Annotated in this window: 2 protein-coding genes; both read left to right on the top strand. The window is 69.3% G+C overall.

Annotated features, from left to right (window positions below; genetic code table 11):
* The coding region (locus tag ACWD0F_RS51865) for a type I polyketide synthase (protein ID WP_449890517.1) at positions 1 to 2,578 on the top strand (2,578 nt) is incomplete at its 5' end.
* Positions 2,579 to 2,606: 28 nt separating this feature from the next.
* Positions 2,607 to 3,529 (top strand): beta-ketoacyl synthase N-terminal-like domain-containing protein (locus ACWD0F_RS51870; protein ID WP_449890519.1); only part of this gene is annotated, 923 nt, incomplete at its 3' end.

Here is a 3,529-nt window from a genome sequence, read left to right on the forward strand (position 1 = left end):
CACCCACCTGATCAACGCCCTCGCCCAAGCCCACAACCACGGCGTCACAGTCGACTGGAACACCATCCACACCGGCCGCTCGATTCCCCTGCCCAGCTACCCCTTCCAACGCCAGACCTACTGGCTGTATCGGCGGCCCACTGCCGGCCACGCTGGTGGGCATCCGATCTTCGCCGCTCACACCACGCTGGCGGACACCAACGCCCACGTCTTCGTCGGCACTCTTTCCACCGTCACCCATCCCTGGCTCACCGACCATCAGGTCGACGACTCGGTGACTCTCGTTCCCTCGACGGTTTTCCTTGAGATGGCCATGCACGCCGCAGACCACCTCGACTGCAACGTCGTCGACGAATTGGTGGTCGAGGCGCCGGCCGTCATCACGGCGCGCCAATCGCTCCAGTTCCAGCTCATCAGCGCCCCCACTGACCAGGGCCACGCCCTGACCCTCCATGCGCGCAGCGCCGATGACGCCCCCTGGACACGCCACGCCACCGCGACCGTGTCGTACACGGATGACGAGCCGGACGTTCCCGCCGCGCTGCCCGCGGCCGGTCCTGAGACCCGATTGGCCGACGGCCACACGGCAACCGGGTTCGGCATCCACCCCGCGCTGCTGGACGCGGCACTTCTTCCCCTGATGGCCGACTCAACGCAGCCGCTGGAGTGGCGGGATGTGCGGCTGTTCTCCCGTGAGGCCGCCGCCGTGCGCGCACATGTGCGGCCGGTCCAGGAGGACGCCTTCGAGGTGACGATCGTCGATCCGGCCGGAGCGCCCGTACTGACCGCGCGCTCGGTGACGGTGAGCCGCGTGGCTCCCCGGTCGCTCAACACCACGCAGTCCGTCGGAGACGCGCTGTTCCAGGTGGAGTGGCGGCCCGCCGCCCGGTCCGGTGACGGCTCCCCCGTACCGAAAAGCGTGCTGCACGATGAATTCCCGGACTCGCCGCACGATGCCGCAGAACGCGCTCTCGCCCTCGTCCAGGACTGGATCGCCGACGGCGAGCGGGCCGGCGACCGGCTCGTCTTCGTCACGCGCGACGCCATCCCGGTGAACGACGGAAGCGTCCAGAACCTGGCGCAGGCCACAGTCTGGGGCCTGGTCCGATCCGCGCAGAACGAACACCCCGGCCGGTTCGTCCTCGTCGACACCGACGGCAGCGCCGAGCTCGACAGGGCGCTGGCGATCGGGGAACCCCAGGTGGCCATCCGCGACGGCGAGATCCTCGTGCCCAGACTCGCGCCCGCCACAGGCTCCCCGACGTCGCGCACCCCTCTTGACGGCACGGTGCTCGTCACGGGTGGCACGGGCACACTCGGCTCCCTGCTCGCCCGCCACCTCGTCGCCGCGCACGGCGTACGGCACCTGCTCCTGGCCAGCCGACGCGGGCCCGACGCCGAAAACGCGCGTCAGCTCGCACGGGAACTCACCGAGTTGGGGGCCGTCGTCACGATCGCGGCATGCGACGTCTCCGATCGCGAACACCTGGCGAGGCTGCTGGCCGGTGTTCCGGCTGAGCTTCCGTTGACGGCTGTCGTCCACACCGCAGGCGTCCTCGACGACGCGCTGATCACCGACCTCACCCCCGAGCGCCTGGGCACGGTCATGCGGGCCAAGGTGGACGCGGCGTGGAACCTGCACGAACAGACCCGGCACCTCGATCTCACCGCGTTCGTCCTGTTCTCCTCGGCGGCCGGGACCCTCGGCGCGCCTGGACAAGGCAACTATGCGGCCGCCAACGTCTACCTGGACGCGCTCGCCCATCACCGGATCGCGCGGAACCTGCCTGCCGCCTCACTGGCCTGGGGTTTGTGGGCGCAGAGCAGCGAGCTCACCGGCCAGGTCGACGAGGGCCGGATCCGGCGGACCGGCATCGTTCCGCTGCCCACTCAGGACGCGCTCGCCCTTTTCGACGCCGCCATCGCCACCGGCCATCCGCACCTGGTCCCGGCCCGGTTCGATCGCGCCGTTCTGCGCGCACAGGCCGAAGCGGGCATCCTGCCCGCGCTGATGCGCGACCTGGTTCGGGCTCCGGTCCGCCGCACGACCCGGACCGGCGGTCAGGACGGCTGGCTCGAACGGCTGCGGGCGCTTCCCGCGCAGGAACAGCTCGCCACCGCTCTTGGCTTGGTCCGCACCCAGATCGCCGGTGTCCTCGGGTACGCGGGGGCGGGAGAGGTGAACGCGAACCAGCCGTTCAAGGACCTCGGCTTCGACTCCCTCACCGCCGTCCAGCTCCGCAACCAGCTCGCCGCGGCGACCGGGCTCACCCTGCCCGCCACCCTCGTCTTCGACCATCCCACCCCCACCGCACTCGCCACCCACCTCCACGCGCAGCTCGCCGGTCAGACCGGGGAGGTCTCTGTCCTCGATCTGCTCGCCGGCCTGGAGTCCGTACTGGCGGGCGACGCCTTCGACCGCACCACCAGGGCCGTGATCACCGCCCGCCTGGAGTCGTTGTTGTGGAAGTGGAACGACGGCGGCCGCACCGCGGACGGTGAGCCGGACTACGACCTTGATACGGCCACCGACGAGGAGATCTTCAGCGCCATCGAAAGCGAGATCAGCACTTCCTGAGCGGCCGTATCGAGCCAACGAGGGTCACATGGACAACGAGGACAAGCTTCGCAGCTATCTCAAGCGTGTGCTGGGCGAGTTGCGTCAGGTCAAACGCCGTCTGGTGGAGGTCGAGTCCGGCGCACCGGAACCGGTCGCGGTCGTCGGGATGGGCTGCCGATATCCGGGTGGGGTACGGTCCCCGGACGACCTCTGGGACCTGGTGATCAATGACGGTGACGCCATCACCGGTTTCCCCACCAACCGCGGCTGGGACCTCGCCGCGATCTATGATCCGGACCCAGAGGAGATCGGCAAGACCTACAGCCTGCGCGGCGGGTTCCTGCACGACGCGGACCAGTTCGACGCCGAGTTCTTCGGCATCAGTCCCCGTGAGGCGCTGGCCATGGACCCGCAGCAGCGGGTCGTGCTGGAGACCGTCTGGGAGACGTTCGAGAACGCGGGGATCGATCCGGTCTCGTTGCAGGGCAGCGACACCGGTGTCTACATCGGCACCAGCGACCAGGACTACGCGATGTTGTTGCATTCGGTGGTCGACAAGGTGGAGGGGTTCGTCGGCACCGGCAACCTGCCTGCGGTGATCTCCGGGCGGGTGGCGTACACGTTCGGGCTGACCGGGCCGGCGATGACCGTCGGCACGGCGTGTTCGTCCTCTCTGGTAGCCGTGCATCTCGCTGCCCAGGCCCTGCGTTCCGGTGATTGTTCACTGGCGTTGGTCGGTGGTGTTGAGGTGGCGGCCACGCCCACCTTGTACATCGAGTTCAGTCGCCAGCGTGGGCTGTCCCCGGACGGCCGGTGCAGGTCCTTCGCCGCGACCGCCGACGGCACCGGCTTCTCCGACGGCGCCGGCATCCTGCTCCTCGAACGCCTGTCGGACGCCCAGCGCAACAACCACACCATCCTCGGCCTCATCCGAGGCAGCGCCATCAACCAAGACGGCGCCAGCAACGG

The organism is Nonomuraea sp. NPDC002799 (assembly GCF_053592075.1).